We start from the raw sequence: 26,357 nt of genomic DNA, 5'->3' as shown, positions 1-26,357 counted from the left end.
TAAGAATCCATGTCACTTTGAGTGCCCACACAGATTGTCTGATAAATTGTTAAAGAGCAGTGCAACGCGGCTTTCGCTCACCGTTGCGAGGTGGCGTATAATACGCTTTCCTCTTTCAGAGTCAAGCGTTTAATTTCGCTTTTCTCTGCCGGTATTCATCGCTGAATCCCGCTGACCCGGCGGGCTGTAAGCCGTTGTTCCGTGTCAGTGGGAGCGCATTATAGGGATCCCATTTTTTTGCACAAGCCTTTTTTCGATCTTTTTTTTCATGTGATGCTTTTTCCGCCTCTTCGCAGCATTCTTGCGCAATTCGTTCAATTTTTACCACAATAAAGGGTTGCAGGAGGCCCCAAAAGCACCCAAAGTCTTTGCACTCCCTTATTTTATTGAGGTAACTATGACCAACAGTTTGCGTCGCTATAAAGAGTTATTCCCGAAAACGGGTCAACGGGTAATGATCGACGCCAGTAGCGTAGTGATCGGGGACGTCAGAATAGCTGATGATGTCAGTATCTGGCCGCTGGTCGCGATTCGCGGTGATGTGAATTATGTAGAAATAGGCGCTCGAACTAACATCCAGGACGGTAGTGTCTTACATGTTACTCATAAGTCTTCATCAAACCCGCGAGGCAATCCACTTATCATTGGCGATGATGTCACTGTCGGCCACAAGGTCATGCTACACGGCTGCACCATCGGTAACCGTGTGCTGGTCGGCATGGGTTCGATTCTGTTGGATGGCGTGATTGTAGAAGACGATATAATGATTGGCGCAGGCAGCCTGGTACCACAGAATAAACGCCTTGAGAGTGGCTACCTTTACTTTGGCAACCCTGTAAAGCAGATACGCCCCCTGACGGAGGCGGAAATCGCCGGACTCATATATTCAGCGAATAACTATGTAAAGTGGAAGGGTGACTACCTGACTCAGGAAAACCAGATCCAACCTTGAGCATCTTCCTGCTGGTCGAGAATCAGAACCTGAGCTTCATCTTCCAGATCCCAGCGATGTTCACGAAATGCGGCCAGCCATTGCGTAGGTTCTTCCCCACCAAAACGCGTCTTGAGCACCGATGACGTTAAGGCGCAGGTTAGCTGCATACCGTTTACTAATACCGGAAAAGCGATACATTGGTGCGCCTCATCCCACACTTCCCTGTCAGGAAACTGAATAGACTGGTTCATGCATTCAGCTCCTTCTGTAAAGCGGCAATGACTGGAGTTATATCTGGCAGAATGCCGTGCCACAACAGCACCGCATGAGCAGCCTGCGCCACCAGCATTCCTAACCCATCAGCGCATTTTGTCGCACCGTGTTGCTGGCATAAGGATAAAAAAGGCGTACTACCTTTCTGGTAAAACATGTCATAGCAGCAGACATGAGGGTTAATTAAACTCACAGGAATTGCAGGAACGTCCCCGTCAATGCCGCTGGATGTCGCATTAATGATGAGATCAAATTCCTCATTGCCTGATGCTTCTATATCCAAAGCACGGACGCTGCCAGTATGAGCAAACAACGTAGCCAGTTCATGAGCGCGAGAAAAGGTACGATTGACAATAGTAACGGCGCAATCCAGAGATAAAAGGGGCAGCAATACCCCACGTGAAGCGCCACCCGCGCCAATAAGCAATACCCGGAAGCCAGGTTTGATAAACTCAAGCCGTTCCAGATCGCTTAAGAGCCCGATGCCATCCGTATTGTCGCCAAGCAGCCGGCCGTCTTCCAGCCGTTTAAGCGTATTAACTGCGCCGGCCAGCGCTGCACGTTCGGTTAACTCGTCAGCTCGCGCAAAGGCCTCTTCTTTAAAAGGTACGGTGATGTTAGCGCCCTTGCCACCCTCATTAAAGAAGGAGTCAAGCGTGGTAACAAAATCATCGAGCGGAGCCAGAATACGTCCATAGGGATGCGCAATTTGCAGCTGCTGTGCAAAAAGCCGATGGATAGACGGCGATTTACTATGGGCGATGGGGTGTCCGAAGACGGCATAAGTTTCCATGAATTATCCCTGGCGGAAGAGTTCGCCCGTCAAGGCATCACGAATTTCAGATGGATTTTGTCGTCCTCCCGTTGCCCCATCAATGACGGGAAAGTCAGCGCCAAACTGTGTATAAACTTCCTCGGTCGTGCGGCAAGGTGGCTGGCCCGATAAATTTGCGCTGGTTGAAACCAGCGGCTTACCGTAAGCCTTGCACAGTTCAACCACCAGCGGATGATCGGTAACTCTGACAGCCAATGAATTGAAGCGCCCAGTCAACCAACGCGGCGTTGAAGCACAGGCGGGGAAGACAAACGTCACCGGACCAGGCCAACAGGAAAAAATAGCCGCGAGCTGCTCATCGCTAAGCCGCGTATAGTCAATGTATGGCTTGAGTTGTTCAAAGCTAGCGGCGATCAGGATCAATCCTTTTTCGACCGGACGCTGTTTAAGGGCAAGCAGAGTCATGACGGCCTTTTCGCTATCGGGATCGCAACCGACGCCAAAAACGGCTTCCGTAGGATAGGCGATGACATGTTGATTATTCAGAAGCTCTACAGCGCGAACGATGGCTTCTGAGGGCAGGTTATTATTCACAGATTTATTCCGCCGATATCGGCTTTCCACATTGTTTGCTGGCACAAAAGCGCTTAACGCCCTGAGCCGTTTTCTTTTCGATTAGCAACGGGTAATGACACTCGGGGCACTCGCCCGCTACTGGTTTGAAATTAATGACGAACTGGCAATCGGGGTAACGATCGCAGGAATGGAAGTTTTTACCAAAACGTGAACGGCGCTGCACCAGATGCCCTTGTCCGCATTGCGGGCAGGGTATTGCGGTTTCATCTGGTTTATCAATCAATTCAGTATGTTCACAATCAGGGTAGCTACTACACCCGATAAACATACCAAAACGTCCCTGCCGTAGCACCAGCACAGAGCTGCAAGACGGACACGTTTGCCCCTCCAGAACTTTGACGATATGTCCGTCCGCCTGGCTTTTAAGGGGACGGACATAGTCACAGTCAGGATAATGCGAACAACCGAGAAAAGGCCCGTGCTTCCCGGAGCGTATCACCAGTTCAGCCCCACACTGCGGGCAGGGTTCGTTTTTACGCACCGAAAACAGCGCTGTTTTGGTCATAACAATTCTAATGTCGCAGCAAAAAAGTTAATGCAGCATACCTTCATTTACTTCAAAGAGTAATTCTTCCATTTGCTGGTAGGCATTTTCGCAACCGGGAATATTGAACAGCACCATCAGAATCACCCATTTGAGATCCTCCAGATCGAACTCCGCCGTATCCAGCGCCAGCGCACGCTCTATTACCATTTCCCGTGTTTCGAGGTTCAACACCTGAATTTGCTCAAGGAACAGTAAGAACCCCCGGCAACTCGCATCAAGACGCTGACACTCCTCGTCCGTATATACTCGTAGCGAGAGAGGGTCGGAAGCAAGCTGCATAGGCGCAACCAACCCCTCCTGATAATCAGCCAGTTTCTCAAGCCACATCAGGGCGTTATAGATATCTTCTCGTTCAAAACCGGCATCGGTAAGATCCCGAGTCAGCTTGTCCTGATCCACGCGCATTTCTGCTTCATTATGGATGTAAGTTTCAAACAGATACATGAGTACGTCGAACATGGCTTGCCCTCCTTAATCGGACATAGCCGCCGGGTACAGCTGCGATCCAGCCTGCTAACTCCAGTTCAAGTAGCTGGGCTACGGTTACTGGCACAGATTGGCCGGCACGTTCAGCGACAACGTCAACAGGTGTTACCTCATCTCCTACGTTAGCCAGGAGCTCTGGAAATGGCAATGCTACAGAAGGCAGATTCGCGCAATTATTTGCGCCATCCGGCTTGGGAACAATGTACTGTAGATCATCCCGCCAGTATTCAATGATGTCTTCAGGCGCCGTTACGGGAATCGCTCCCTGCTTAATGAGCCAATGGGGTCCTTCCGAACCAGGACTGCCAATTGGCCCTGGCAAGGCAAATACATCCCTTCCCTGCTCCAGAGCATAACGAACTGTCACTAGCGAACCGCTTTTCAGTGCGGCTTCAACAACTAACACACCGGCGCTCAGGCCGCTGATAATCCGATTACGCCGGGGAAAATTCCCCGGCAAAGGCGGAGTAAAAAGTGGAAATTCAGAAATTACGGCTCCACCGTTGCGAATTATCTGCTCCGCCAGCGCCTGATGGCGACGAGGATAGATTTCGCGTAACCCGTTCCCTAAAACGGCAACCGTTTTACCCTTACCTTCCAGCGCACCACGATGGGCGATCCCATCGATGCCAAGAGCCAGACCGCTAGTGATCGTAATGCCATAACCCGCTAAAGCTACGCTAAATAATTTCCCCCAGCGGGCGCCATACCACGAATGCGCTCGACTTCCGATAACTGACAGCTGCCGGCTACTAAGTAGCGAAGTATTTCCATAGACAAAAAGGGCACCGGGAAAATCCACAATAGCCCGCAATTGAGGTGGGTAAAGCGGATCTTCGGCGGTGAGTAGATAGCAACTCGGCTGCTCGAGCCACTGCAGAGTGGAATCAATCTCGCATTGGTTAACGCTAAGAAAGTGCTTCGATTGAGCCAGATTCAAACCACAGGCTCGCAAATTCTCATGATCTAAGGTCGGAGATGAACATAGCTGACGAGCGACGTTGACAGCACTGTCGCCATACAGGCTGCTCACTCTCATCAAACGTATCCAAATTTCCTTCGGCGTCATCCCCATCCCCCTGCCACAAGCGACTTTAACAATCATTGCGATTGGACAGCGAGACTGTCAATTGCAGGGGGTTTTGTCTAGAATAGAGGTAATAATCTTTCCAACTCCTGAACACAACTCTGGATAACTATGTCAGTTTTGCAAGTGTTACATATTCCGGACGAGCGCCTTCGCAAAGTCGCAAAGCCGGTTGAAGAAGTAAATGCGGAAATTCAGCGTATCGTCGATGATATGTTCGAGACGATGTACGCTGAAGAAGGTATTGGTCTTGCCGCAACGCAGGTGGATATCCATCAGCGGATCATCGTTATTGATGTATCGGAAAATCGTGATGAGCAGCTGGTATTAATTAACCCGGAGCTGCTGGAAAAGAGCGGAGAGACCGGCATTGAAGAGGGCTGTCTCTCTATTCCTGAACAACGCGCTTTAGTGCCGCGTGCAGAAAAAGTGAAAATCCGCGCGCTCGATCGCGAAGGAAAATCGTTTGAACTGGAAGCTGACGGTCTGCTGGCAATCTGTATTCAGCATGAGATGGATCATCTCGTTGGTAAGCTGTTCATCGATTATCTGTCTCCGCTCAAGCAACAACGCATTCGTCAAAAAGTTGAGAAACTTGACCGCCTGAATGCCCGAGCTTAAGGACGAGAATTAACGTGTCAGATTCACTACGTATTATTTTTGCGGGTACTCCTGATTTTGCAGCGCGTCATCTTGACGCGCTGCTCTCCTCTGGACATAACGTCGTTGGCGTGTTTACACAACCAGACCGTCCAGCAGGCCGGGGTAAAAAACTCATGCCCAGCCCGGTTAAAGTACTGGCGCAGGAGAAAGGCATACCGGTATTCCAGCCAGCTTCGTTACGCCCGCAGGATAATCAGCAATTAGTTTCTGACCTGCATGCAGACGTCATGGTGGTCGTAGCCTATGGTCTGCTTTTGCCGAAAGCGGTGCTGGATATGCCGCGCCTTGGCTGCATTAATGTTCATGGTTCGCTGCTTCCACGCTGGCGCGGAGCGGCGCCAATTCAACGTTCGCTGTGGGCTGGTGATACCGAGACCGGTGTAACAATCATGCAGATGGATGTCGGGCTTGATACGGGCGACATGCTGTATAAGCTTGCGTGTCCCATCACCGCAGAAGATACCAGCGGAACGTTATATGACAAACTGGCTAACCTGGGGCCGCAAGGGCTTATTGAAACCCTTAAGCAGCTTGCCGCGGGTACCGCAAAACCGGTCGTTCAGGATGAAGCGCTGGTTACCCATGCACAAAAACTCAGCAAAGAAGAGGCGCGTATCGACTGGTCTCTTTCCGCTGCTCAGTTAGAACGCTGCATTCGCGCCTTTAATCCGTGGCCTATGAGCTGGATAGAAATTGATGGCCAGCCGATAAAAGTCTGGCAGGCATCGGTTATCAATACGGCCACAGCTGCCGTACCGGGGACCATCATTGAAGCGACAAAACAGGGGATTCAGGTAGCAACCAGCGACGGTATTCTGAATCTACTCTCGCTGCAGCCGGCCGGTAAAAAAGCAATGAGCGCCCAGGATCTTTTAAACTCGCGCCGGGAATGGTTCGCTCCTGGCAACCGTCTGGTCTGACGGCCCCTTCTTAATACGCCCGGTGTTGCCGGGCATTTTTATTTTTGTGTTTATGAAAAAACAACTCAATTTACGTAGCCTGGCAGCGCAGGCCGTTGAACAGGTTCTCGAACAAGGGCAATCATTAAGCAACGTTCTGCCCTCACTGCAGCAAAAAGTATCCGATAAAGATAAAGCGCTGCTTCAGGAACTATGCTTTGGCGTGCTGCGTACGCTTTCGCAATTAGACTGGCTGATTAATAAGCTAATGTCTCGTCCGATGACGGGTAAGCAGCGTATCGTTCACTACCTGATTATGGTGGGCTTATATCAACTGCTCTATACGCGTATCCCGCCGCATGCCGCACTGGCGGAAACGGTTGAAGGCGCAGTCGCTATTAAACGTCCACAGCTTAAAGGGTTGATTAATGGCGTATTGCGCCAGTTTCAGCGCCAGCAGGAAGAGCTGTTGTCTGAATTTTCTCGTAGCGACATTCGCTTCTTACACCCAGGCTGGTTATTAAAACGCCTGCAGAAAGCGTATCCAGCGCGGTGGGAAGCCATCGTGGATGCGAACAACCAGCGTCCGCCAATGTGGTTGCGCGTGAACCGTCTCCATCACACGCGCGACAGCTGGCTGGCATTGCTGGAAGAGGCGGGTATGTCAGGGTTTACGCATTCCGCTTATCCTGACGCTGTACGCATGGAAACACCGGTACCAGTCCATGCACTGCCAGGGTTTGAAGAAGGCTGGGTTACCGTTCAGGATGCCTCCGCTCAGGGTTGCGTCACATTCCTCGCCCCCAAAAACGGCGAGCACATTCTGGATCTCTGCGCCGCTCCGGGCGGTAAAACCACGCATATTCTCGAAGCGGCTCCCGAAGCACAGGTTCTCGCCATCGATATTGACGAGCAGCGGCTCTCCCGCGTCTATGACAACCTGAAGCGACTGGGAATGAAGGCAACCGTCAAACAGGGTGATGGACGCCATCCATCACAGTGGTGCGGCGAACAACAGTTCGATCGTATCCTACTGGATGCGCCTTGTTCCGCTAGCGGTGTTATTCGCCGTCACCCGGATATCAAATGGCTGCGCCGGGATCGCGATATCGCAGAACTGGCCCAGCTTCAGTCGGAAATTCTGGATGCCGTATGGCCGCACCTGAAATCCGGCGGAACTCTGGTTTACGCGACGTGCTCCGTATTACCAGAGGAGAATAGCCTGCAAATTAAAGCTTTTCTGCAACGAACAGCGGATGCGGTACTCAGCGAAACCGGAACGCCAGAGGTGCCAGGTCAACAAAATTTGCCTGGCGCTGAAGAAGGTGACGGCTTCTTTTACGCTAAGCTAATCAAAAAGTGATGAGATAACGAGTCGCGACTGATGAAAATTATCATATTGGGCGCAGGACAGGTCGGCGGAACTCTGGCGGAAAATCTCGTCGGAGAGAACAACGATATTACTCTGGTCGACACGAATGGCGACCGCCTTCGTAGTCTTCAGGATAAATTTGATCTCCGGGTGGTTCAGGGGCATGGCTCGCATCCGCGCGTGTTACGTGAGGCCGGTGCGGATGATGCCGACATGCTGGTTGCGGTGACCAGCTCCGATGAAACCAATATGGTGGCCTGCCAGGTTGCCTATTCGCTGTTTAATACACCAAATCGTATTGCTCGCATCCGTTCGCCGGATTATGTTCGCGATGCCGATAAACTTTTCCATTCAGAAGCGGTTCCTATAGATCACCTTATCGCACCTGAGCAGCTGGTAATTGATAGTATTTACCGGCTGATCGAGTATCCAGGCGCTTTGCAGGTTGTCAATTTTGCTGAAGGAAAGGTCAGCCTGGCGGTCGTTAAAGCCTATTATGGCGGTCCTTTGGTGGGAAATGCGCTTTCGACTATGCGCGAACATATGCCGCATATTGATACACGCGTAGCGGCCATTTTCCGCCACGATCGTCCTATCAGACCCCAGGGCTCAACAATTGTAGAGGCCGGGGATGAGGTGTTCTTTATCGCCGCTTCGCAGCACATTCGAGCAGTCATGAGCGAGCTTCAGCGTCTGGAAAAGCCTTATAAACGCATCATGCTGGTCGGCGGCGGAAACATTGGCGCCGGGCTCGCCCATAAGCTGGAGAAAGATTACAGCGTCAAACTCATTGAACGTAATCAACAGCGTGCCGCAGAGCTTGCAGAAAAGCTGCAGAATACAATCGTCTTCTACGGCGATGCTTCAGATCAAGAATTACTGGCTGAAGAACATATCGATCAAGTTGATCTTTTTATCGCTGTCACCAACGATGATGAAGCCAATATCATGTCTGCCATGCTCGCGAAGCGAATGGGCGCCAAAAAAGTCATGGTACTGATCCAGCGACGGGCTTACGTCGATCTTGTCCAGGGGAGCGTGATCGACATTGCAATATCACCGCAGCAGGCAACCATATCCGCGCTGCTCAGCCATGTCCGCAAAGCGGATATTGTTGGTGTATCCTCGCTGCGCCGCGGCGTCGCTGAGGCCATTGAAGCAGTGGCGCACGGAGACGAAAGTACTTCACGGGTTGTTGGACGTTCGATTGATGAGATTAAACTTCCGCCAGGAACAATTATTGGCGCAGTTGTACGCGGTAATGATGTCATGATAGCGAATAACAATCTGCGCATTGAGCAAGGGGATCATGTAGTTATGTTCCTGACTGACAAAAAATTCATCTCTGATGTGGAGAGGCTATTCCAGCCAAGCCCTTTCTTTCTGTAGTTATCAGGCGTCGACAAGACGCCTTTCTTTTATCCCTTATATATCAAAGGATAATATTTTCCTGCAATTATTTCCTAATAATGGAAAATAGGAATACATTTGTTAAACTTATCAGTGTTTGCTGGCTCAAGGAGAATAAAATGAGTTTTTTAAAAGAATTTCGCGAATTTGCGATGCGCGGGAACGTGGTTGATCTGGCAGTCGGTGTCATCATTGGTGCAGCATTTGGTAAAATCGTATCGTCGTTGGTTGCCGATATTATTATGCCGCCGCTAGGCTTGCTCATCGGCGGAATTGACTTTAAACAGTTTGCTGTAACGCTGCGAGATGCCCAGGGCGACATTCCCGCTGTCGTAATGCACTATGGCGTATTCATCCAGAATGTATTCGATTTTATTATCGTGGCTTTTGCTATTTTTATGGCAATCAAACTGATGAACAAATTGAACAGGAAAAAAGAAGAGGCGCCGGCAGCACCACCTGCTCCGACTAAAGAAGAAGTCCTGCTTAGCGAAATTCGTGACCTGTTGAAAGAACAGAACAATCGCTCTTAAAAGGCTTTAAAACCAGAAGGCCAGTGGTAAAAAAGTTAATCACTTTCTTGCCACTGGCCTCCCGACCATCCCGCCCCGCATGTTTTGCTTTTCTTTGATAACTGCCTTTCCCCTTTTTATTCTTTTCCACTCGTTGCCTGAATAACGGGTCATGAAGCAAGGCCTCGATGGCATTATCTTTTATCTGCCCTTTAGTGTGCTGATAGCGGCTCATAAAATCTCCAGATTGGTGAAATGAAATCGGCGTGAGTGTAGACGCGAATGCTGAAAAAATCAACGCCCGGTATTTCTGTTACTGGCGCCCTGCTCGAGCGCTTCAAGAATGGAACAATAGACACTGCTGTGCGCTGTGCCGCAGCAAGCATCATTGAGCCGCTGTAAGGAACGACGCATAGCCTGGAGTTCCTTAATACGGGATTCCACTTCACTCAAACGAGCCTGCACAATGCCTTTAGATTCCTGACAGGTATGATGTTCCGGATCGATGCGGATCGAGAGAAGTTCGCGGATCGATTCCAGCGTAAACCCCAGCTGCCTGGCATAGCGGATAAAACGCAGTCTCTGCAGGTCGTTATCCGAATAGAGACGAAATCCACCTTCCGTACGCACGTTATAATCCATCATCTGCTGTTTTTCATAATAGCGGATGGTATCAGGAGTGACGTCAGCCAATTTAGCCAGTTCACCTATGCGGTACATGATTACTCCTCATTAATCTTATGCAGCAACTTATCAGCGTAATCCCCACGCAGGAAGTCAGTATTTAAGCCCGCCTGCCGCAGCTTTAGCTCGAGCAGCGCAAGGCGACGGCTCAGCTCAGCATAGCGGGGATCGCACTCCTGAACGCCTTTAAGTAAGTCATTTAGCATCACGGCTTCTTTACGATGTTCAAGTTCGGGAGGTAAACAACCCGCATTCTTGAGTAATCGATAACCTGCGCGTAGCTCGGGCGGCACATGTGAATCATCATCCAGAATCAGTGGTTCGCCACTGCCCGGAAGATTATCCAATTCACCTTTGCGCTGGGCATCAAGAATATGGCGTTCTGCCCACTGATCCAGTAACCACATAATACGGCTCCGGCGATGAACAAAAAGAATGCAGATATTGTAAACAAGCAGGAATAGGGAGGATATAAAAAAACCCGCCGGAGCGGGTTTTTTTACGTTACTACAGATTACTCTGCAGCAGCTTCTGCTTTCGATTCAGAGCGATCAACCAGCTCGATGTATGCCATCGGCGCGTTGTCGCCTGCACGGAAGCCACACTTCATAATACGAGTGTAACCACCGGCGCGGCTCGCGAAACGCGGGCCCAGCTCGTTAAACAGTTTTGCCACGATCTCGTTATCACGAGTGCGGGCGAATGCCAGACGACGATTAGCAACGCTATCAGTCTTGGCAAGAGTAATCAGCGGCTCAACTACGCGACGCAGTTCTTTCGCTTTCGGCAGGGTCGTCTTGATGATTTCATGACGAACCAGCGAACCAGCCATGTTACGGAACATAGCCTGGCGATGGCTGCTGTTGCGGTTCAGTTGACGACCACTCTTACGATGGCGCATGACCTTATCCTTCTCAGTAAAACCTTAACCTGTGATCCGGTTACTCGTCAGCAATGCTTGCCGGTGGCCAGTTTTCCAGGCGCATGCCCAGAGACAAACCACGTGAAGCCAGCACGTCTTTAATCTCGGTAAGAGATTTTTTACCCAGGTTCGGCGTTTTCAGCAACTCAACCTCGGTACGCTGTACCAGATCACCGATATAGTGGATAGCTTCTGCCTTGAGGCAGTTAGCAGAGCGGACAGTCAATTCGAGATCGTCAACAGGGCGCAGCAGGATCGGATCGAATTCTGGTTTCTCTTCTTTCACTTCCGGCTGACGTACATCACGTAAGTCAACGAAAGCTTCCAGTTGTTCTGCCAGGATGGTTGCCGCACGACGAATCGCCTCTTCAGGATCGATTGTGCCGTTGGTTTCCATTTCGATGACCAGCTTGTCCAGGTCGGTACGCTGTTCTACACGCGCTGCTTCAACATTGTAGGCAATACGCTCTACCGGGCTGTAGCATGCGTCGACCAGCAGACGGCCGATTGGGCGCTCATCTTCTTCCGAATGAATTCGGGCAGAAGCCGGCACATAACCGCGACCGCGCTGAACTTTGATACGCATGCTAATAGCTGCGTTCTCATCGGTCAGGTGGCAGATCACATGTTGCGGCTTGACGATTTCGACATCACCGTCATGGGTAATGTCGGCTGCGGTCACAGGGCCAATGCCAGATTTGTTCAAAGTAAGGATGACTTCATCTTTACCCTGAACTCTCACCGCCAGCCCTTTCAGGTTGAGCAGGATTTCAAGGATATCTTCCTGAACGCCTTCTTTGGTGCTGTACTCATGAAGTACACCATCAATCTCAACCTCGGTCACCGCGCAACCCGGCATCGATGAGAGCAGAATACGGCGCAGTGCGTTACCTAGAGTATGGCCAAAGCCACGCTCTAAAGGTTCAAGGGTCACCTTGGCGTGCGTCGAACTCACTTGCTCGATATCGACCAGGCGCGGTTTTAGAAACTCTGTCACAGAACCCTGCATTGTGTCCTCTCTTTGGTACTAAGCTTTACTTGGAGTAAAGCTCGACGATCAGGTGTTCGTTAATGTCCGCAGACAGATCAGAACGTTCCGGCAGACGCTTGAACGTACCTTCCATCTTGCCAGCATCAACTTCCAGCCAGGTTGGCTTTTCACGCTGCTCAGCCAGCTCCAGAGCGGCTTTCACGCGAGATTGCTTTTTCGCTTTCTCACGAATGCTGACAACGTCATTCGCTTTAACCTGATAAGAAGCGATGTTAACAACACGACCGTTTACCATGATAGCTTTGTGGCTAACCAGCTGACGTGATTCAGCACGAGTCGCGCCGAAGCCCATACGGTATACAACGTTGTCCAGACGACCTTCCAGCAGAGTCAACAGGTTTTCACCGGTGTTGCCTTTCAGACGCGCTGCTTCTTTATAATAGTTACGGAACTGACGCTCCAGCACACCGTACATACGGCGAACTTTTTGCTTTTCACGCAACTGCACACCATAGTCAGACAGACGCGGTTTACGCGCACCGTGCTGGCCAGGAGCTTGTTCAATTTTACACTTGGTATCGATCGCGCGAACGCCAGACTTAAGGAACAGGTCTGTGCCCTCACGACGGCTCAGCTTGAGCTTAGGACCCAAATATCTTGCCATTTTCTTTCTCCAACAATCCTAGAAACGAACGCGTTATACGCGACGTTTTTTCGGCGGACGACAACCGTTATGAGGGATCGGAGTCACATCAGTAATATTAGTGATGCGGAAACCAGCGGCGTTCAGTGCACGAATAGTAGATTCGCGACCTGGACCCGGACCTTTGACCATAACTTCCAGATTCTTGATGCCGTATTCTTTTACGGCTTCAGCGCAACGCTCTGCTGCAACCTGAGCTGCAAACGGAGTGGATTTGCGAGAACCACGGAAACCGGAACCACCGGCTGTTGCCCAACCCAGCGCGTTACCTTGACGATCGGTAATGGTAACGATGGTGTTGTTAAAAGAAGCATGGACATGAGCCACGCCATCAGAGACTTGTTTTCTTACACGCTTACGTGCACGAACTGGTGCCTTTGCCATTATTCAATCACCCCGATTATTTCTTGATCGGTTTACGCGGACCCTTACGGGTACGTGCGTTGGTCTTAGTACGCTGACCGCGAACCGGAAGACCACGACGATGGCGTAAACCACGATAGCAACCAAGGTCCATCAGACGCTTGATGCTCAGGGTGATTTCACGGCGCAGATCACCTTCAACGACAAATTTACCTACCGCTTCACGCAGGGATTCAATTTGTTCTTCAGACAGCTCACTGATCTTAACATTTTCAGCGATACCCGTGTCAGCACAGATGGCTTTAGAGCGGGTCTTGCCGATACCGAAAATGGCAGTTAATGCGATTACGGTATGTTTGTGATCAGGAATGTTAATGCCTGCTATACGGGCCACTATGCACTCCTACTATTTAATATGTACGCACCATGCTGAAAAGCCCGTTTTCAGGATACTCAAATGGAAACGTACAGACATACAAAAGATTGGCTGGCTAATCTAGCCAGCTCAACCCAACTTTGCAAGAAAAATATGCGAATAAATCAGCCTTGGCGCTGTTTATGCTTCGGCTCGGCACTGCAAATCACGCGGATGACGCCATCACGCTTAACGATTTTGCAGTTACGGCATAATTTCTTGACGGAAGCACGAACTTTCATTTTTACTCTCCGTAACTTCTCGAGCGACCTGTTAGCGGCCGTAGCCTTTCAGATTCGCCTTCTTCAATGCAGACTCATACTGACTTGACATCATCAGAGTTTGCACTTGAGCCATAAAGTCCATAATCACGACAACAACGATAAGCAGTGAGGTCCCACCGAAGTAGAACGGTACTTTCATTGCATCACGCATGAACTCCGGGATCAGGCAGATAAAAGTGATGTATAACGCACCGACCAAAGTCAGGCGAGTCATTACTTTATCGATATACTTCGCCGTTTGCTCTCCCGGACGAATTCCTGGTACAAATGCACCGGACTTCTTCAGGTTATCTGCTGTTTCACGCGGGTTGAAAACCAACGCCGTGTAGAAGAAACAGAAGAAGATGATTGCAGACGCATAGAGTAACACATAAAGCGGTTGCCCAGGCTGCAAATACAGCGAAATTGTTGTCAGCCAGTTCCAACCAGTACCGCCCCCGAACCAAGATGTAATGGTTGCCGGGAACAGAATAATACTGGAAGCGAAGATTGCCGGGATGACCCCTGCCATATTCACTTTCAGCGGTAAATGTGTGCTCTGTGCAGCATAGACACGACGACCCTGTTGACGTTTCGCGTAGTTTACCACAATGCGGCGTTGGCCACGCTCAACAAACACAACAAAGAAGGTCACTGCAAATACTAATACTGCAACCAACAGCAACAGGAGGAAGTGCAGGTCGCCTTGACGCGCTTGCTCGATAGTATGGGCTATGGCCGGCGGGAGTCCCGCAACGATACCAGCGAAGATAATGATCGAAATACCGTTACCGATACCACGCTCAGTGATCTGTTCGCCGAGCCACATCAGGAACATCGTTCCTGAGACCAGACTAACAACAGCGGTGAAATAGAATGCAAAGCCTGGATTTATTACCAGGCCCTGCATACCAGGCATATTCGGTAGACCGGTAGCAATACCGATCGACTGGAATATCGCCAGCACCAGAGTACCGTAGCGGGTGTACTGGCTGATCTTACGACGACCAGACTCCCCTTCTTTCTTCAGCTCCGCTAACGGCTGATAAACAACCGTTAACAGCTGGACAATGATCGATGCCGAAATATACGGCATGATACCCAGAGCAAAGATTGAAGCACGGCTGAGAGCACCACCAGAGAACATGTTGAACATTTCAATGATGGTGCCTCGCTGTTGCTCAAGCAGTTTGGCAAGTACAGCGGCATCAATACCAGGGATCGGAATAAAAGAGCCAATACGGAACACAATCAACGCACCGATTACAAACAACAGTCTGCGCTTCAGTTCGCCAATCCCACCTTTGGCACTTTGAAAATCTAATCCCGGTTGCTTAGCCATCTGCTACTTATTCCTCAATTTTACCGCCAGCAGCTTCGATAGCAGCACGAGCACCTTTAGTCACGCGCAGGCCACGAACAGTTACCGGACGAGATACTTCACCAGACAGGATCACTTTCGCGAACTCGATCTGGATACCGATAATGTTAGCCGCTTTCAGCGTGTTCAGGTCGATAACATCGCCTTCTACGTGAGCCAGATCAGACAGACGAACTTCTGCAGTGATCATCGCTTTACGAGAAGTGAAGCCGAATTTCGGCAGGCGACGGTACAGAGGCATCTGACCACCTTCGAAACCGCGACGTACGCCACCGCCAGAACGAGAGTTCTGACCTTTGTGACCACGACCACCGGTTTTACCGAGGCCAGAACCGATACCACGACCCAGGCGTTTACCCGCCTTTTTAGAGCCTTCGGCCGGAGACAGAGTATTTAAACGCATCTCTTACTCCTCAACTTTAACCATGAAGGAAACCGCGTTGACCATACCACGAACAGCAGGAGTATCCTCGCGCTCTACGGTGTGACCAATACGACGCAGACCCAGGCCAAGCAGCGTTGCCTTGTGTTTCGGCAGACGACCGATTGCACTGCGGGTTTGAGTAATTTTAATAGTCTTTGCCATGGTTTATTTCCCCAGAATTTCTTCAACGGATTTACCACGCTTGGCAGCGACCATTTCTGGAGAATTCATATTTTCCAGGCCATCAATAGTTGCACGAACCACGTTGATCGGGTTAGTGGAACCATATGCTTTGGCCAGAACGTTATGAACTCCAGCAACTTCCAGAACGGCGCGCATTGCACCACCGGCGATGATACCGGTACCTTCGGAAGCTGGCTGCATGAATACACGAGAACCCGTGTGAACACCTTTAACCGGGTGCTGCAGGGTGCCGTGGTTCAGCGCGACGTTAATCATATTGCGACGGGCTTTTTCCATCGCTTTCTGGATCGCTGCTGGAACTTCACGCGCTTTACCGTAACCAAAACCAACGCGACCGTTACCGTCACCAACTACAGTCAGAGCTGTGAAGGAGAAAATACGACCACCTTTAACGGTTTTAGATACGCGGTTAACCGCGATCAGCTTTTCCTGCAGTTCGCCAGCTTGTTTTTCGATGTGAGCCATCTTACACCTCTACCTTAGAACTGAAGGCCAGCTTCACGGGCAGCATCTGCCAGTGCCTGGACACGACCATGATATTGGAACCCGGAACGGTCAAAGGATACATCTTTGATGCCTTTTTCCAGAGCGCGTTCAGCGACAGCTTTACCCACAGCTGCAGCCGCGTCTTTGTTACCGGTGTACTTCAGTTGTTCAGCGATAGCTTTTTCTACAGTAGAAGCAGCTACCAGAACTTCAGAACCGTTCGGTGCAATTACCTGTGCGTAAATATGACGCGGGGTACGATGTACCACCAGGCGAGTTGCACCCAGCTCCTGGAGCTTGCGGCGTGCGCGGGTCGCACGACGGATACGAGCAGATTTCTTATCCATAGTGTTACCTTACTTCTTCTTAGCCTCTTTGGTACGCACGACTTCGTCGGCGTAACGAACACCCTTACCTTTATAAGGCTCAGGACGACGGTAGGCGCGCAGATCTGCTGCAACCTGACCGATCACCTGCTTATCAGCGCCTTTCAGCACGATTTCAGTTTGAGTCGGACATTCTGCAGTGATACCGGCCGGCAGTTTATGCTCAACAGGATGAGAGAAACCTAAAGCCAGGTTTACTACATCCCCTTTGACCGCTGCACGATAACCTACACCAACCAGCTGAAGCTTTTTAGTGAAGCCTTCGGTAACACCAACAACCATTGAGTTCAGCAGGGCACGCGCGGTACCAGCCTGAGCCCATCCATCCACGAAACCATCACGCGGACCGAAGGTCAGAGCATTATCTGCATGTTTAACTTCAACAGCATTGTTGAGGGTACGAGTCAGCTCGCCGTTTTTACCTTTGATCGTAATAACCTGACCGTTGATTTTTACATCAACGCCGGCAGGAACAACGACCGGTGCTTTAGCAACACGAGACATTTTTTCCTCCGATTAGGCTACGTAGCAGATAATTTCGCCACCAAGACCAGCCTGGCGCGCTGCACGATCAGTCATAACACCTTTAGAGGTAGAAATAACCGCGATACCCAGACCCGCCATAACTTTCGGCAGCTCATCTTTACGTTTGTAGATGCGCAGACCTGGGCGGCTGACACGCTGAATGCTTTCTACAACAGCTTTACCCTGGAAATACTTAAGAGTCAGTTCCAGTTCCGGCTTGATGTCGCCTTCAACTTTAAAATCTTCAATAAAGCCTTCTTCCTTCAGCACGTTGGCAATTGCCACTTTCAGCTTGGAGGAAGGCATGGTGACCGCAGCTTTATTCGCGGCCTGACCGTTACGGATACGGGTCAGCATATCCGCGATCGGATCTTGCATGCTCATCTGTCTTTACTCCCGTGATTCAATTGGTGACAATTACCAGCTAGCCTTTTTCAGACCCGGGATTTCACCGCGCATTGCGGCTTCACGGACCTTGATACGGCTCAACCCGAACTTCCGCAGGAAACCATGCGGACGACCTGTTTGACGGCAGCGATTACGCTGACGAGACGGGCTGGAATCACGCGGCAGAGTCTGCAGCTTGAGAACAGCATTCCAACGATCTTCGTCGGTTGCGTTCACATCAGAGATGATAGCTTTCAGTTCAGCGCGTTTAGCGAAGAATTTATCAGCTAAAGCCACGCGCTTTACTTCGCGTGCTTTCATTGATTGCTTAGCCATTAAGTAACCCTACCTTACTTGCGGAACGGGAAGTCAAAGGCAGCCAGCAGAGCGCGGCCTTCTTCATCAGATTTCGCAGTAGTGGTAATGGTAATATCCAAACCACGAACGCGGTCGACTTTATCGTAGTCGATTTCTGGGAAGATGATCTGCTCACGGACACCCATGCTGTAGTTGCCACGACCGTCGAAAGACTTAGCGGACAAGCCACGGAAGTCACGGATACGCGGTACAGCAATAGTGATCAGGCGCTCAAAGAACTCCCACATGCGTTCGCCACGCAGAGTTACTTTACAGCCGATCGGATAGCCCTGACGGATTTTGAAGCCTGCAACTGATTTGCGTGCTTTGGTGATCAGCGGTTTTTGACCGGAGATTGCTGTCAGATCCGCTGCTGCGTTATCCAGCAGTTTCTTGTCAGCGATCGCTTCACCAACACCCATGTTCAGGGTGATCTTCTCGACCCGAGGGACTTGCATGACAGAATTGTAGTTAAACTCAGTCATGAGTTTCTTAACTACTTCGTCTTTGTAGTAATCATGCAGTTTCGCCATCGTACTACTCCAAATTACTTGATAGTTTCGCTGTTAGACTTGAAGAAACGGACTTTTTTGCCGTCTTCGAATCTAAAGCCTACACGGTCAGCCTTGCCGGTTGCCGCATTGAAGATTGCAACGTTAGAAACCTGAATAGCAGCTTCTTTTTCAACGATGCCGCCTGGTTGGTTCAGAGCCGGAACCGGCTTCTGGTGTTTCTTAACCAGGTTGATACCTTCAACAATGAGCTTGCCGGAAGACAAGACATTCTTAACTTTACCGCGTTTACCTTTATCTTTACCGGTTAACACGATAACTTCGTCATCACGACGGATTTTCGCTGCCATGATTCGCTCCTTAGAGTACTTCTGGGGCCAGAGAGATAATTTTCATGAACTTCTCGTTACGAAGTTCACGAGTTACCGGCCCAAAAATACGCGTACCGATGGGCTGCTCGCTGTTATTGTTTAAAATAACGCATGCATTACCATCGAAGCGAATGACAGAACCGTCCGGGCGACGAACACCCTTCTTGGTGCGCACCACTACCGCCTTCAGCACATCACCTTTTTTGACCTTACCACGCGGAATTGCTTCTTTGATGGTGATCTTGATGATGTCGCCTACGCCTGCGTAGCGACGGTGCGAGCCACCCAGAACCTTGATACACATTACGCGACGTGCACCGGAGTTGTCGGCGACGTTCAGCATAGTCTGTTCTTGGATCATTTTAGTGCTCCGCTAATGTCAACTACTACTGAGACCCAAAAATAGGGTCGTTAAAAAAGCCCCATATCGAGGGCGCGGCATTATAACACCGCAAATCAGATATGGGTAGAAAAAATAAACGGCTCATCGCTGAGCCGTTTATCCGTATCGAGAATGCGTACTGTATTACAGAACCGCTTTCTCTACAACGCGAACCAGCGTCCAGGACTTAGTCTTGGACAGCGGACGGCATTCGCGGATTTCAACCACGTCACCGATACCGCATTCGTTGTTCTCGTCATGTACGTGCAGTTTGGTCGTACGCTTGATGAATTTGCCGTATACCGGGTGTTTCACCATACGTTCGATAGCAACAACAATGGATTTCTCCATTTTGTCGCTAACCACGCGACCTTGCAGAGTACGGATTTTATCGGTCATTACGCACCCGCCTTCTGAGTCAGTAAAGTCTTAACGCGTGCAACATCACGACGCACTTGCTTCAGCAGATGAGTCTGTTGCAGCTGGCCACTTGCAGCCTGCATACGCAGGTTGAACTGCTCACGCAGCAGGTTCAGCAGCTCAGCGTTCAGCTCTTCAACGCTTTTTTCACGCAGCTCTTTTGCTTTCATTACATCACCGTCTTAGTTACAAAGGTGGTTTTGATCGGCAGTTTCGCTGCTGCCAGGCCGAATGCTTCACGGGCCAGCTCTTCCGGTACGCCGTCCATTTCATAAAGGACTTTACCCGGCTGAATCAAGGCAACCCAGTACTCCACGTTACCTTTACCTTTACCCATACGAACTTCCAGCGGCTTCTCGGTGATCGGTTTGTCCGGGAATACACGGATCCAGATCTTACCTTGACGCTTAACTGCACGGGTCATAGCACGACGTGCTGCTTCGATCTGACGTGCAGTCAGACGACCACGGCCAACAGCTTTCAGACCGAAAGTGCCGAAGCTAACATCCGTACCCTGCGCCAGACCACGGTTGCGGCCTTTGTGCACTTTACGGAATTTTGTACGCTTTGGTTGTAACATCAGCGACGCTCCTTATTTACGGCCTTTACGCTGCTGCTTTTTAGGTTGAGCAGCCGGTTCCGGTTGTTCAACAGCAGCCATACCACCCAGGATCTCACCTTTGAAGATCCATACCTTAACGCCGATTACACCGTAAGTGGTGTGCGCTTCAGAGGTGTTGTAGTCGATGTCAGCACGCAGAGTGTGCAGCGGTACGCGACCTTCACGGTACCATTCGGTACGTGCGATTTCCGCGCCGCCCAGACGGCCGCTAACTTCAACTTTGATACCTTTAGCGCCCAGACGCATTGCGTTCTGTACAGCACGCTTCATAGCACGACGGAACATAACGCGACGTTCCAGCTGAGAAGTGATGCTGTCAGCAACCAATTTAGCGTCCAGTTCAGGCTTACGAACTTCGGCAATATTGATCTGTGCAGGCACGCCAGCGAGATCCGCGACGACCTTGCGCAGTTTTTCTACGTCTTCGCCTTTCTTACCGATAACGATACCCGGGCGAGCGGTGTGAATGGTCACACGAATGCTCTTAGCCGGACGCTCGATAACGATGCGAGATACAGACGCTTTCGCCAGTTCCTTAGTCAGGTACTGACGTACTTTAAAATCGCTGTCCAGGTTGTCAGCGAATTCTTTGGTGTTCGCAAACCAGGTAGAGTTCCATGGTTTTACAATACCCAGGCGAATACCATTAGGATGTACTTTCTGACCCATTGCTAGTCTCCAGAGTCTCAGCGATCGGACACAACCACAGTAATGTGGCTGGTGCGCTTCAGGATGCGATCTGCACGACCTTTAGCACGCGGCATAATGCGCTTCATGCTCGGGCCTTCGTCTACGAAAATTTTCGCAACTTTCAGATCATCAATGTCAGCGCCATCGTTGTGTTCAGCGTTAGCAATGGCAGATTCCAGTACCTTCTTGACCAGTACAGCAGCTTTCTTGTTGGTGTAGGTCAGAATATCCAGGGCCTGCGACACTTTCTTACCGCGAATCAGGTCAGCAACAAGGCGTACCTTCTGAGCAGAAGAACGAGCATGGCGATGTTGAGCTAAAGTTTCCATCTCTTCCTCCTACCTTATTTCTTCTTCGCTTTTTTATCAGCAGCGTGGCCGCGATAAGTACGAGTCGGTGCGAATTCACCCAGTTTGTGACCAACCATTTCGTCGGAAACAAAAACTGGAACGTGCTGACGACCATTATGGACAGCGATGGTCAAACCGATCATGTTAGGAAAGATCGTTGAACGACGGGACCAAGTGCGCAGGGGCTTCTTGTCTCCGCTTTCCACCGCTTTCTCTACCTTCTTCAGCAAGTGCAGGTCAATAAAAGGACCTTTCTTGAGAGAACGTGGCATGGCTTATCCTCTAAAATTATTTGCTACGGCGACGTACGATGAATTTATCAGTACGCTTGTTGCTGCGGGTCTTCTTACCTTTGGTCTGAACGCCCCACGGAGTTACCGGGTGCTTACCAAAGTTACGACCTTCACCACCACCATGTGGGTGGTCGACTGGGTTCATCGCAGTACCGCGAACGGTAGGACGAACGCCACGCCAGCGTGCAGCACCTGCTTTACCCAGAACGCGCAGCATATGCTCAGCATTGCCAACTTCGCCCAGAGTAGCGCGGCAGTCTGCTTCGACTTTACGCATTTCACCAGAACGCAGACGCAGGGTGACATAAGCACCATCGCGAGCAACGATCTGAACGTAAGTACCAGCGGAACGAGCCAGCTGACCGCCTTTACCTGGTTTCATTTCTACGTTATGAACGGTAGAACCAACCGGGATATTGCGCATCGGCAGGGTGTTGCCTGCTTTGATTGCAGCATCAACGCCAGACTGAATCTGGTCGCCAGCTTTCAGGCCTTTAGGGGCCAGAATGTAACGGCGCTCACCGTCTTTGTACAGAACCAGCGCGATGTTCGCGGAGCGGTTCGGATCGTACTCAAGACGTTCAACAACTGCCGGGATACCATCTTTGTTGCGTTTGAAGTCAACAATACGGTAGGCCTGTTTGTGACCACCACCGATATGACGAGTGGTGATACGGCCATTGTTGTTACGACCACCGGATTTGCTGTTTTTTTCAACCAGCGGAGCAAAAGGTTTGCCCTTGTGCAGCTCTGGGTTGACCACTTTAACAACGTGGCGACGACCCGGAGATGTCGGTTTACATTTAACAACTGCCATTGTATTACTCCTCCGACTTACTCAGCGCCGCCGACGAAGTCCAGATTCTGGCCTTCCTTCAGGGTGACGTAAGCTTTTTTCCAGTCGCTACGACGACCGATACGCTGTCCGTGACGTTTAACTTTCCCTTTAACAACCAGGGTGTTAACGACTTCGACTTCGACTTCAAACAGTTTCTGCACAGCAGCTTTGATCTCTGCTTTGGTCGCGTCTTTAGCAACTTTGAGAACGATGGTGTTAGTTTTTTCCATCGCAGTAGACGCTTTTTCAGAAACGTGCGGTGCGCGCAGCACCTTCAGCAGACGTTCTTCACGAATCATGCCAGCATCTCCTCAACTTGCTTAACAGCATCAGCAGTCATTACGACTTTGTCGAAGGCGATCAGGCTAACCGGGTCGATACCAGTTGCATCACGTACGTCAACCTTGTGCAGGTTGCGCGCAGCAAGGAACAGGTTCTCGTCCAGCTCACCGGTGATGATCAGCACATCTTCCAGAGCCATGTCTTTCAGTTTCTGTGCCAGCAGCTTAGTTTTAGGCGCTTCTACAGAGAAAGATTCGACAACGATCAGACGATCCTGACGTACCAGTTCGGACAGAATGCTTTTCAGCGCGCCGCGGTACATCTTTTTGTTAACTTTTTGACTGTGGTCCTGCGGACGAGCAGCGAAGGTCACGCCACCTGAACGCCAGATCGGGCTCTTGATAGAACCTGAACGCGCACGGCCGGTACCTTTCTGGCGCCACGGCTTTTTGCCTGAACCAGTTACTTCAGCACGAGTCTTCTGAGCACGAGTACCCTGACGAGCACCAGCTGCATAAGCAACTACAACCTGGTGAACCAGCGCTTCGTTGAAATCACGACCGAAGGTAGTTTCGGAAACAGTCAGCGCGCTCTGCGCGTCTTTCAATACTAATTCCATTGCTATCCCCTTACGCCTTCACAGCTGGTTTAACGATCAGGTCGCTACCGGTTGCACCCGGGACTGCACCTTTAACCAGCAGCAGGTTGCGCTCAGCGTCAACACGTACTACGTCCAGGCTCTGAACGGTTACACGTTCGTTACCCAGCTGACCTGCCATTTTCTTGCCTTTGAACACTTTGCCCGGAGTCTGGTTCTGACCGATAGAACCCGGAACGCGGTGAGACAAGGAGTTACCGTGAGTTGCGTCCTGGGTACGGAAGTTCCAGCGCTTAACGGTACCAGCAAAACCTTTACCTTTAGAGGTACCGGTTACGTCAACTTTTTTAACGTCAGCAAACAGCTCAACGCTAATGTCCTGACCTACGGTGAACTCTTCGCCGTCAGCCAGACGGAATTCCCACAGACCACGGCCAGCTTCAACGCCAGCTTTAGCGAAGTGACCCGCTTCCGGTTTGGTTACACGGTTTGCTTTTTTAGCACCAGTGGTAACCTGAACGGCACGGTAGCCATCGTTAGCCAGATCTTTAACCTGAGTAACGCGGTTTGCTTCAACTTCGATTACGGTTACTGGGATAGATACGCCATCTTCAGTGAAGATGCGGGTCATGCCCACTTTTTTACCGACTAAACCAATCATTGTTTCAACCTCTCAATCGCTCGATGACCTGATTAACCCAGGCTGATCTGCACGTCTACACCGGCAGCCAGATCCAGACGCATCAGAGCATCAACGGTTTTTTCAGTTGGCTCAACGATGTCAACCAGACGCTTATGAGTGCGGATTTCGTACTGATCGCGCGCGTCTTTGTTAACGTGCGGAGAGATCAGAACGGTAAAGCGCTCTTTGCGGGTCGGCAGCGGGATCGGACCACGGACTTGCGCACCAGTGCGCTTAGCAGTCTCGACGATTTCCGCGGTTGATTGATCGATCAGACGATGATCAAACGCTTTAAGGCGGATACGGATTCTTTGGTTCTGCATGAGACCAGAGCTCCAATTATTTTATAGACGAAATGGTTACTCCTCATACCCATTACGATTGATGGGAGAGTGTAACCGTTCTTACATAGTTCCCCAATTGGGAACATTGTTTGGTAGCTTGTTGCTGCTACCAGGGTTCATATCGAACCGGCCGTCAACTTTGACAGGCCCGCGCATTATACGCAAATTCAGCCACAACGCAAGTACTGCGTAGAAAATCATCACTTCTTTCTGCGAGTCCGCTTCCGCTCACGCCGTAACGCAACCTGTAGACATAAAAAATTTGGATAAGTCAGTCCATTCCCGGTCATTGGCCTTTGCCAGATGCTCTCCTCCTCAGCACACTCGGTGCTAACAGCCACAACATGGAGAAAATCAATGGCAGTTGCGAACGTTGTCTTCTTTATTATCTACGGCGGCTTATTGCTCACTCTCAGCTGGCACGATCTGCGCTATGGCTTGCTACCCGATAAATTCACCTGCCCTCTGCTCTGGAGCGGGCTGCTTTACTATGTATGTATGTCGCCGGTCAATCTGCCGCATGCGGTATGGGGAGCGATAGCAGGCTATCTGGCCTTTGCGTTAATTTATTGGTTCTACAGGGGAGTACGTGGGTCTGAAGGTATCGGCTACGGTGATGTAAAGTTACTCGCCGCACTTGGAGCCTGGCATGGCTGGAGAGCTTTACCGCAGCTGGTTCTTATCGCAACGATTCTGGCATGCGCTGCCGTAGCAGTAGTGATTCTACGCACCAGAGAAAGAGAGGCATTACATAACCCGCTACCTTTTGGCCCTTTTCTGGCCGTAGCGGGTTTATCATCTGAAGGTGTGACCTTTCTTAGTCCGCCACTTTAATCTGCGACTGAAGATAATTCTGCAGACCAATTTTAGCTATGAGATCCAGTTCGGTTTCAAGCCAATCGATATGCCCTTCTTCGTCTGCAAGGATAGTGATTAACATATCCCGGCTGACGTAGTCATGGACGCTGTCGGCATAGGCAATGGCTTCTCGTAGATCCTTTGCCCCTTCCAGTTCCAGCCTCAGGTCAGATTGCAGCATCTCCTCGACGTCCTCCCCAATGCGGAGTTTACCGAGGTCCTGCAGGTTAGGGATCCCCTCAAGAAACAAAATACGCTCAATATACTTATCGGCATGCTTCATTTCATCGATGGATTCATGGTATTCGACATCATTGAGGCGCATCAGGCCCCAGTTTTTGAACATTCTCGCATGGAGAAAGTACTGATTAATTGCGACCAGCTCATTTCCCAATAATTTATTGAGATAACTTATGATTTTGACATCACCTTTCATTATATAGTCCCTCCGCTTCCACTTATTGAAGCGTAGTTCGGGCTATTAGGATGTCAAAGTTAAGCCGTGGTCTTCAGGCAATCTCTTGATATTCCGGCATGCGAGTCAATTCATCTTCCATAATTTCTCTGGCCGCGCGCACACACTTACCGCATTGATTTCCCACGGGAATAAATTTGCGCAACTGCTGGAAAGATTGAGGGTGAAACTGGCGCACAGCCTGACGAATTTTTTTATCGTTCACACCATTACACAGACAAACGTACATACATACTCCCGTTCAACTTACAGGCGAAGTGTAAATGAGAATAGTTATGATTACAATAGGCTGTTTATTAAATATACATATCATTTATTGTCTGTAATCTTTCACGGATATACCTTCAAATTACAGACAGCAAAAAGGGCGCCTTAGCGCCCTTTTTCATTCCGGACTAATAATTAGCCGAGAACTTTAGCAACAACGCCCGCGCCAACGGTACGGCCGCCTTCACGGATTGCGAAACGCAGACCGTCGTCCATCGCGATCGGGTGGATCAGGGTAACAACCATTTTGATGTTGTCGCCCGGCATAACCATCTCTACGCCTTCCGG

The 26,357-nt window shown here is 50.3% G+C and carries 46 protein-coding genes and 1 pseudogene; 7 read left to right on the top strand and 40 right to left on the bottom strand.

Translation table 11 applies throughout. The features are described 5' to 3' along the window. The first annotated feature begins 397 nt into the window (after nt 1-397). The gene (locus ACSIPU_RS29355; protein WP_004106285.1) at nt 398-952 is read left to right on the top strand and encodes a gamma carbonic anhydrase family protein; all 555 of its coding nucleotides are present in this window, start codon (nt 398-400) and stop codon (nt 950-952) included. Here the strand turns inward: ACSIPU_RS29355 and ACSIPU_RS29350 are convergent. Genes ACSIPU_RS29350 through dprA form a run of 6 tightly spaced genes read right to left on the bottom strand, consistent with a single transcriptional unit; the run spans nt 928 to nt 4,720 of the window. Then, nucleotides 928-1,185: a DUF1488 family protein gene (locus tag ACSIPU_RS29350; RefSeq protein ID WP_004106287.1), complete on the bottom strand. Its 258-nt coding sequence runs from the start codon at nt 1,183-1,185 to the stop codon at nt 928-930. The genes ACSIPU_RS29355 and ACSIPU_RS29350 overlap by 25 nt on opposite strands. Then, nucleotides 1,182-2,000, bottom strand: coding sequence for a shikimate dehydrogenase (gene aroE, locus ACSIPU_RS29345; protein WP_004115935.1), 819 nt, complete (start codon nt 1,998-2,000; stop codon nt 1,182-1,184). The genes ACSIPU_RS29350 and aroE overlap by 4 nt, the downstream gene beginning before the upstream one ends. A 3-nt stretch (nt 2,001-2,003) precedes the next feature. After that, nucleotides 2,004-2,576, bottom strand: coding sequence for an L-threonylcarbamoyladenylate synthase type 1 TsaC (gene tsaC, locus ACSIPU_RS29340; RefSeq protein ID WP_004115936.1), 573 nt, complete (start codon nt 2,574-2,576; stop codon nt 2,004-2,006). Between the two features lie 4 nt (nt 2,577-2,580). After that, on the bottom strand, nt 2,581-3,123 hold the full coding sequence (locus ACSIPU_RS29335; protein WP_004115939.1) for a DNA topoisomerase family protein: 543 nt from the start codon (nt 3,121-3,123) through the stop codon (nt 2,581-2,583). Nucleotides 3,124-3,150: 27 nt separating this feature from the next. Then, on the bottom strand, nt 3,151-3,624 hold the full coding sequence (gene smg, locus ACSIPU_RS29330; protein WP_004106298.1) for a DUF494 family protein Smg: 474 nt from the start codon (nt 3,622-3,624) through the stop codon (nt 3,151-3,153). Next, nucleotides 3,596-4,720, bottom strand: a complete 1,125-nt coding sequence (dprA, locus tag ACSIPU_RS29325; RefSeq protein ID WP_004106300.1) for a DNA-protecting protein DprA — start codon at nt 4,718-4,720, stop codon at nt 3,596-3,598. Before dprA ends, smg begins: the two co-directional genes overlap by 29 nt. A gap of 129 nt (nt 4,721-4,849) precedes the next feature. On the opposite strand from dprA, the gene def reads away from it, so the two are divergent. The 5 genes from def to mscL all read left to right on the top strand — a co-directional run bounded on the left by def (nt 4,850) and on the right by mscL (nt 9,615). Next, complete coding sequence (def, locus tag ACSIPU_RS29320; protein WP_004106306.1) at nt 4,850-5,359, top strand: peptide deformylase; 510 nt, start codon at nt 4,850-4,852, stop codon at nt 5,357-5,359. A gap of 14 nt (nt 5,360-5,373) precedes the next feature. After that, nucleotides 5,374-6,321, top strand: a complete 948-nt coding sequence (gene fmt / locus ACSIPU_RS29315) for a methionyl-tRNA formyltransferase (protein WP_016809264.1) — start codon at nt 5,374-5,376, stop codon at nt 6,319-6,321. A 52-nt stretch (nt 6,322-6,373) separates the two neighbouring features. Beyond that, nucleotides 6,374-7,663 (top strand): 16S rRNA (cytosine(967)-C(5))-methyltransferase RsmB, encoded by a 1,290-nt coding sequence (gene rsmB / locus ACSIPU_RS29310; RefSeq protein ID WP_134883658.1) that lies wholly within the window; start codon nt 6,374-6,376, stop codon nt 7,661-7,663. Nucleotides 7,664-7,684: 21 nt separating this feature from the next. Further along, nucleotides 7,685-9,061, top strand: coding sequence for a Trk system potassium transporter TrkA (gene trkA / locus ACSIPU_RS29305; RefSeq protein WP_004106309.1), 1,377 nt, complete (start codon nt 7,685-7,687; stop codon nt 9,059-9,061). 140 nt (nt 9,062-9,201) lie between these two features. Continuing rightward, the gene (mscL, locus tag ACSIPU_RS29300; RefSeq protein WP_004106310.1) at nt 9,202-9,615 is read left to right on the top strand and encodes a large-conductance mechanosensitive channel protein MscL; all 414 of its coding nucleotides are present in this window, start codon (nt 9,202-9,204) and stop codon (nt 9,613-9,615) included. On the opposite strand, the gene ACSIPU_RS29295 is transcribed toward mscL, so the two are convergent. The 31 genes from ACSIPU_RS29295 to rpsJ form a co-directional block, all read right to left on the bottom strand. Next, nucleotides 9,569-9,829, bottom strand: a complete 261-nt coding sequence (locus ACSIPU_RS29295; RefSeq protein ID WP_083307702.1) for an alternative ribosome-rescue factor A — start codon at nt 9,827-9,829, stop codon at nt 9,569-9,571. The genes mscL and ACSIPU_RS29295 overlap by 47 nt on opposite strands. Before the next feature lie 59 nt (nt 9,830-9,888). Next, nucleotides 9,889-10,314 (bottom strand): Zn(2+)-responsive transcriptional regulator, encoded by a 426-nt coding sequence (gene zntR, locus ACSIPU_RS29290; protein WP_134883656.1) that lies wholly within the window; start codon nt 10,312-10,314, stop codon nt 9,889-9,891. 2 nt (nt 10,315-10,316) lie between these two features. Continuing rightward, nucleotides 10,317-10,685 (bottom strand): DnaJ family domain-containing protein, encoded by a 369-nt coding sequence (locus tag ACSIPU_RS29285; protein WP_004106314.1) that lies wholly within the window; start codon nt 10,683-10,685, stop codon nt 10,317-10,319. 107 nt (nt 10,686-10,792) lie between these two features. Next, nucleotides 10,793-11,179 carry a 50S ribosomal protein L17 gene (gene rplQ, locus ACSIPU_RS29280; RefSeq protein WP_004106324.1) on the bottom strand — a complete coding sequence of 129 codons (387 nt, stop codon included), beginning with the start codon at nt 11,177-11,179 and terminating at the stop codon, nt 10,793-10,795. Nucleotides 11,180-11,219: 40 nt separating this feature from the next. Further along, nucleotides 11,220-12,209, bottom strand: coding sequence for a DNA-directed RNA polymerase subunit alpha (locus ACSIPU_RS29275; protein WP_002919219.1), 990 nt, complete (start codon nt 12,207-12,209; stop codon nt 11,220-11,222). A gap of 25 nt (nt 12,210-12,234) precedes the next feature. Next, nucleotides 12,235-12,855 carry a 30S ribosomal protein S4 gene (gene rpsD / locus ACSIPU_RS29270; RefSeq protein ID WP_004106330.1) on the bottom strand — a complete coding sequence of 207 codons (621 nt, stop codon included), beginning with the start codon at nt 12,853-12,855 and terminating at the stop codon, nt 12,235-12,237. A 33-nt stretch (nt 12,856-12,888) separates the two neighbouring features. Next, nucleotides 12,889-13,278 (bottom strand): 30S ribosomal protein S11, encoded by a 390-nt coding sequence (gene rpsK / locus ACSIPU_RS29265; RefSeq protein WP_004138423.1) that lies wholly within the window; start codon nt 13,276-13,278, stop codon nt 12,889-12,891. 16 nt (nt 13,279-13,294) lie between these two features. Beyond that, nucleotides 13,295-13,651 (bottom strand): 30S ribosomal protein S13, encoded by a 357-nt coding sequence (rpsM, locus tag ACSIPU_RS29260; protein WP_004106333.1) that lies wholly within the window; start codon nt 13,649-13,651, stop codon nt 13,295-13,297. Between the two features lie 146 nt (nt 13,652-13,797). After that, complete coding sequence (gene rpmJ / locus ACSIPU_RS29255) at nt 13,798-13,914, bottom strand: 50S ribosomal protein L36 (RefSeq protein ID WP_000868187.1); 117 nt, start codon at nt 13,912-13,914, stop codon at nt 13,798-13,800. Nucleotides 13,915-13,945: 31 nt separating this feature from the next. Next, the gene (gene secY / locus ACSIPU_RS29250) at nt 13,946-15,277 is read right to left on the bottom strand and encodes a preprotein translocase subunit SecY (RefSeq protein ID WP_004106334.1); all 1,332 of its coding nucleotides are present in this window, start codon (nt 15,275-15,277) and stop codon (nt 13,946-13,948) included. Between the two features lie 7 nt (nt 15,278-15,284). Further along, nucleotides 15,285-15,719: a 50S ribosomal protein L15 gene (gene rplO / locus ACSIPU_RS29245; protein ID WP_004106336.1), complete on the bottom strand. Its 435-nt coding sequence runs from the start codon at nt 15,717-15,719 to the stop codon at nt 15,285-15,287. Nucleotides 15,720-15,722: 3 nt separating this feature from the next. Continuing rightward, nucleotides 15,723-15,902, bottom strand: a complete 180-nt coding sequence (gene rpmD, locus ACSIPU_RS29240; RefSeq protein WP_001140434.1) for a 50S ribosomal protein L30 — start codon at nt 15,900-15,902, stop codon at nt 15,723-15,725. A 3-nt stretch (nt 15,903-15,905) separates the two neighbouring features. After that, nucleotides 15,906-16,409, bottom strand: coding sequence for a 30S ribosomal protein S5 (rpsE, locus tag ACSIPU_RS29235; protein WP_004106339.1), 504 nt, complete (start codon nt 16,407-16,409; stop codon nt 15,906-15,908). A 14-nt stretch (nt 16,410-16,423) separates the two neighbouring features. Continuing rightward, nucleotides 16,424-16,777, bottom strand: coding sequence for a 50S ribosomal protein L18 (rplR, locus tag ACSIPU_RS29230; protein ID WP_000358960.1), 354 nt, complete (start codon nt 16,775-16,777; stop codon nt 16,424-16,426). A gap of 9 nt (nt 16,778-16,786) precedes the next feature. Beyond that, nucleotides 16,787-17,320: a 50S ribosomal protein L6 gene (rplF, locus tag ACSIPU_RS29225; RefSeq protein WP_004106341.1), complete on the bottom strand. Its 534-nt coding sequence runs from the start codon at nt 17,318-17,320 to the stop codon at nt 16,787-16,789. A 12-nt stretch (nt 17,321-17,332) separates the two neighbouring features. After that, a complete protein-coding gene (gene rpsH / locus ACSIPU_RS29220) occupies nt 17,333-17,725 on the bottom strand; it encodes a 30S ribosomal protein S8 (RefSeq protein WP_004106343.1) in 393 nt (130 codons plus the stop codon). 33 nt (nt 17,726-17,758) lie between these two features. Next, nucleotides 17,759-18,064 carry a 30S ribosomal protein S14 gene (rpsN, locus tag ACSIPU_RS29215; RefSeq protein ID WP_002919667.1) on the bottom strand — a complete coding sequence of 102 codons (306 nt, stop codon included), beginning with the start codon at nt 18,062-18,064 and terminating at the stop codon, nt 17,759-17,761. Between the two features lie 14 nt (nt 18,065-18,078). After that, the gene (rplE, locus tag ACSIPU_RS29210) at nt 18,079-18,618 is read right to left on the bottom strand and encodes a 50S ribosomal protein L5 (protein ID WP_001096202.1); all 540 of its coding nucleotides are present in this window, start codon (nt 18,616-18,618) and stop codon (nt 18,079-18,081) included. Nucleotides 18,619-18,632: 14 nt separating this feature from the next. Continuing rightward, nucleotides 18,633-18,947: a 50S ribosomal protein L24 gene (gene rplX, locus ACSIPU_RS29205; RefSeq protein WP_004106345.1), complete on the bottom strand. Its 315-nt coding sequence runs from the start codon at nt 18,945-18,947 to the stop codon at nt 18,633-18,635. A 10-nt stretch (nt 18,948-18,957) separates the two neighbouring features. After that, nucleotides 18,958-19,329, bottom strand: a complete 372-nt coding sequence (gene rplN / locus ACSIPU_RS29200) for a 50S ribosomal protein L14 (RefSeq protein ID WP_000613954.1) — start codon at nt 19,327-19,329, stop codon at nt 18,958-18,960. Nucleotides 19,330-19,494: 165 nt separating this feature from the next. Then, complete coding sequence (gene rpsQ, locus ACSIPU_RS29195; RefSeq protein ID WP_004106347.1) at nt 19,495-19,749, bottom strand: 30S ribosomal protein S17; 255 nt, start codon at nt 19,747-19,749, stop codon at nt 19,495-19,497. After that, the gene (gene rpmC / locus ACSIPU_RS29190) at nt 19,749-19,940 is read right to left on the bottom strand and encodes a 50S ribosomal protein L29 (protein WP_002919754.1); all 192 of its coding nucleotides are present in this window, start codon (nt 19,938-19,940) and stop codon (nt 19,749-19,751) included. The genes rpsQ and rpmC overlap by 1 nt, the downstream gene beginning before the upstream one ends. Continuing rightward, nucleotides 19,940-20,350 carry a 50S ribosomal protein L16 gene (rplP, locus tag ACSIPU_RS29185; protein ID WP_002919759.1) on the bottom strand — a complete coding sequence of 137 codons (411 nt, stop codon included), beginning with the start codon at nt 20,348-20,350 and terminating at the stop codon, nt 19,940-19,942. The genes rpmC and rplP overlap by 1 nt, the downstream gene beginning before the upstream one ends. A 12-nt stretch (nt 20,351-20,362) precedes the next feature. After that, the gene (gene rpsC / locus ACSIPU_RS29180) at nt 20,363-21,061 is read right to left on the bottom strand and encodes a 30S ribosomal protein S3 (protein ID WP_004106350.1); all 699 of its coding nucleotides are present in this window, start codon (nt 21,059-21,061) and stop codon (nt 20,363-20,365) included. Between the two features lie 17 nt (nt 21,062-21,078). Then, nucleotides 21,079-21,411 carry a 50S ribosomal protein L22 gene (gene rplV, locus ACSIPU_RS29175; protein WP_002919773.1) on the bottom strand — a complete coding sequence of 111 codons (333 nt, stop codon included), beginning with the start codon at nt 21,409-21,411 and terminating at the stop codon, nt 21,079-21,081. Nucleotides 21,412-21,425: 14 nt separating this feature from the next. Beyond that, nucleotides 21,426-21,704 (bottom strand): 30S ribosomal protein S19, encoded by a 279-nt coding sequence (gene rpsS / locus ACSIPU_RS29170; RefSeq protein ID WP_001138115.1) that lies wholly within the window; start codon nt 21,702-21,704, stop codon nt 21,426-21,428. A gap of 16 nt (nt 21,705-21,720) precedes the next feature. Beyond that, the gene (rplB, locus tag ACSIPU_RS29165) at nt 21,721-22,542 is read right to left on the bottom strand and encodes a 50S ribosomal protein L2 (protein WP_000301869.1); all 822 of its coding nucleotides are present in this window, start codon (nt 22,540-22,542) and stop codon (nt 21,721-21,723) included. Nucleotides 22,543-22,559: 17 nt separating this feature from the next. Beyond that, nucleotides 22,560-22,862 (bottom strand): 50S ribosomal protein L23, encoded by a 303-nt coding sequence (rplW, locus tag ACSIPU_RS29160; protein ID WP_000617546.1) that lies wholly within the window; start codon nt 22,860-22,862, stop codon nt 22,560-22,562. Beyond that, nucleotides 22,859-23,464, bottom strand: a complete 606-nt coding sequence (rplD, locus tag ACSIPU_RS29155; protein ID WP_003031119.1) for a 50S ribosomal protein L4 — start codon at nt 23,462-23,464, stop codon at nt 22,859-22,861. The genes rplW and rplD overlap by 4 nt, the downstream gene beginning before the upstream one ends. A 10-nt stretch (nt 23,465-23,474) precedes the next feature. Beyond that, nucleotides 23,475-24,104, bottom strand: coding sequence for a 50S ribosomal protein L3 (gene rplC / locus ACSIPU_RS29150; RefSeq protein ID WP_004106354.1), 630 nt, complete (start codon nt 24,102-24,104; stop codon nt 23,475-23,477). Nucleotides 24,105-24,136: 32 nt separating this feature from the next. Then, the gene (rpsJ, locus tag ACSIPU_RS29145) at nt 24,137-24,448 is read right to left on the bottom strand and encodes a 30S ribosomal protein S10 (protein WP_001181005.1); all 312 of its coding nucleotides are present in this window, start codon (nt 24,446-24,448) and stop codon (nt 24,137-24,139) included. 378 nt (nt 24,449-24,826) lie between these two features. Here rpsJ and ACSIPU_RS29140 point away from each other — a divergent pair, with 378 nt between their 5' ends. Next, nucleotides 24,827-25,303, top strand: coding sequence for a prepilin peptidase (locus ACSIPU_RS29140; RefSeq protein ID WP_004106362.1), 477 nt, complete (start codon nt 24,827-24,829; stop codon nt 25,301-25,303). Here ACSIPU_RS29140 and bfr read toward each other — a convergent pair. The 3 genes and pseudogenes from bfr to tuf all read right to left on the bottom strand — a co-directional run. After that, complete coding sequence (gene bfr, locus ACSIPU_RS29135) at nt 25,287-25,763, bottom strand: bacterioferritin (protein WP_004106364.1); 477 nt, start codon at nt 25,761-25,763, stop codon at nt 25,287-25,289. The genes ACSIPU_RS29140 and bfr overlap by 17 nt on opposite strands. Before the next feature lie 73 nt (nt 25,764-25,836). Then, on the bottom strand, nt 25,837-26,031 hold the full coding sequence (gene bfd / locus ACSIPU_RS29130; RefSeq protein ID WP_004106366.1) for a bacterioferritin-associated ferredoxin: 195 nt from the start codon (nt 26,029-26,031) through the stop codon (nt 25,837-25,839). Nucleotides 26,032-26,204: 173 nt separating this feature from the next. Further along, nucleotides 26,205-26,357 (bottom strand): annotated as a pseudogene (gene tuf / locus ACSIPU_RS29125) (elongation factor Tu); the annotation flags it as partial.

Source organism: Klebsiella sp. HN106, assembly GCF_051209435.1.
Classification (GTDB): domain Bacteria; phylum Pseudomonadota; class Gammaproteobacteria; order Enterobacterales; family Enterobacteriaceae; genus Klebsiella; species Klebsiella oxytoca.
Note: the sequence above shows the minus strand (reverse complement) of the source record. Positions and strands in the feature narration are given on the sequence as shown.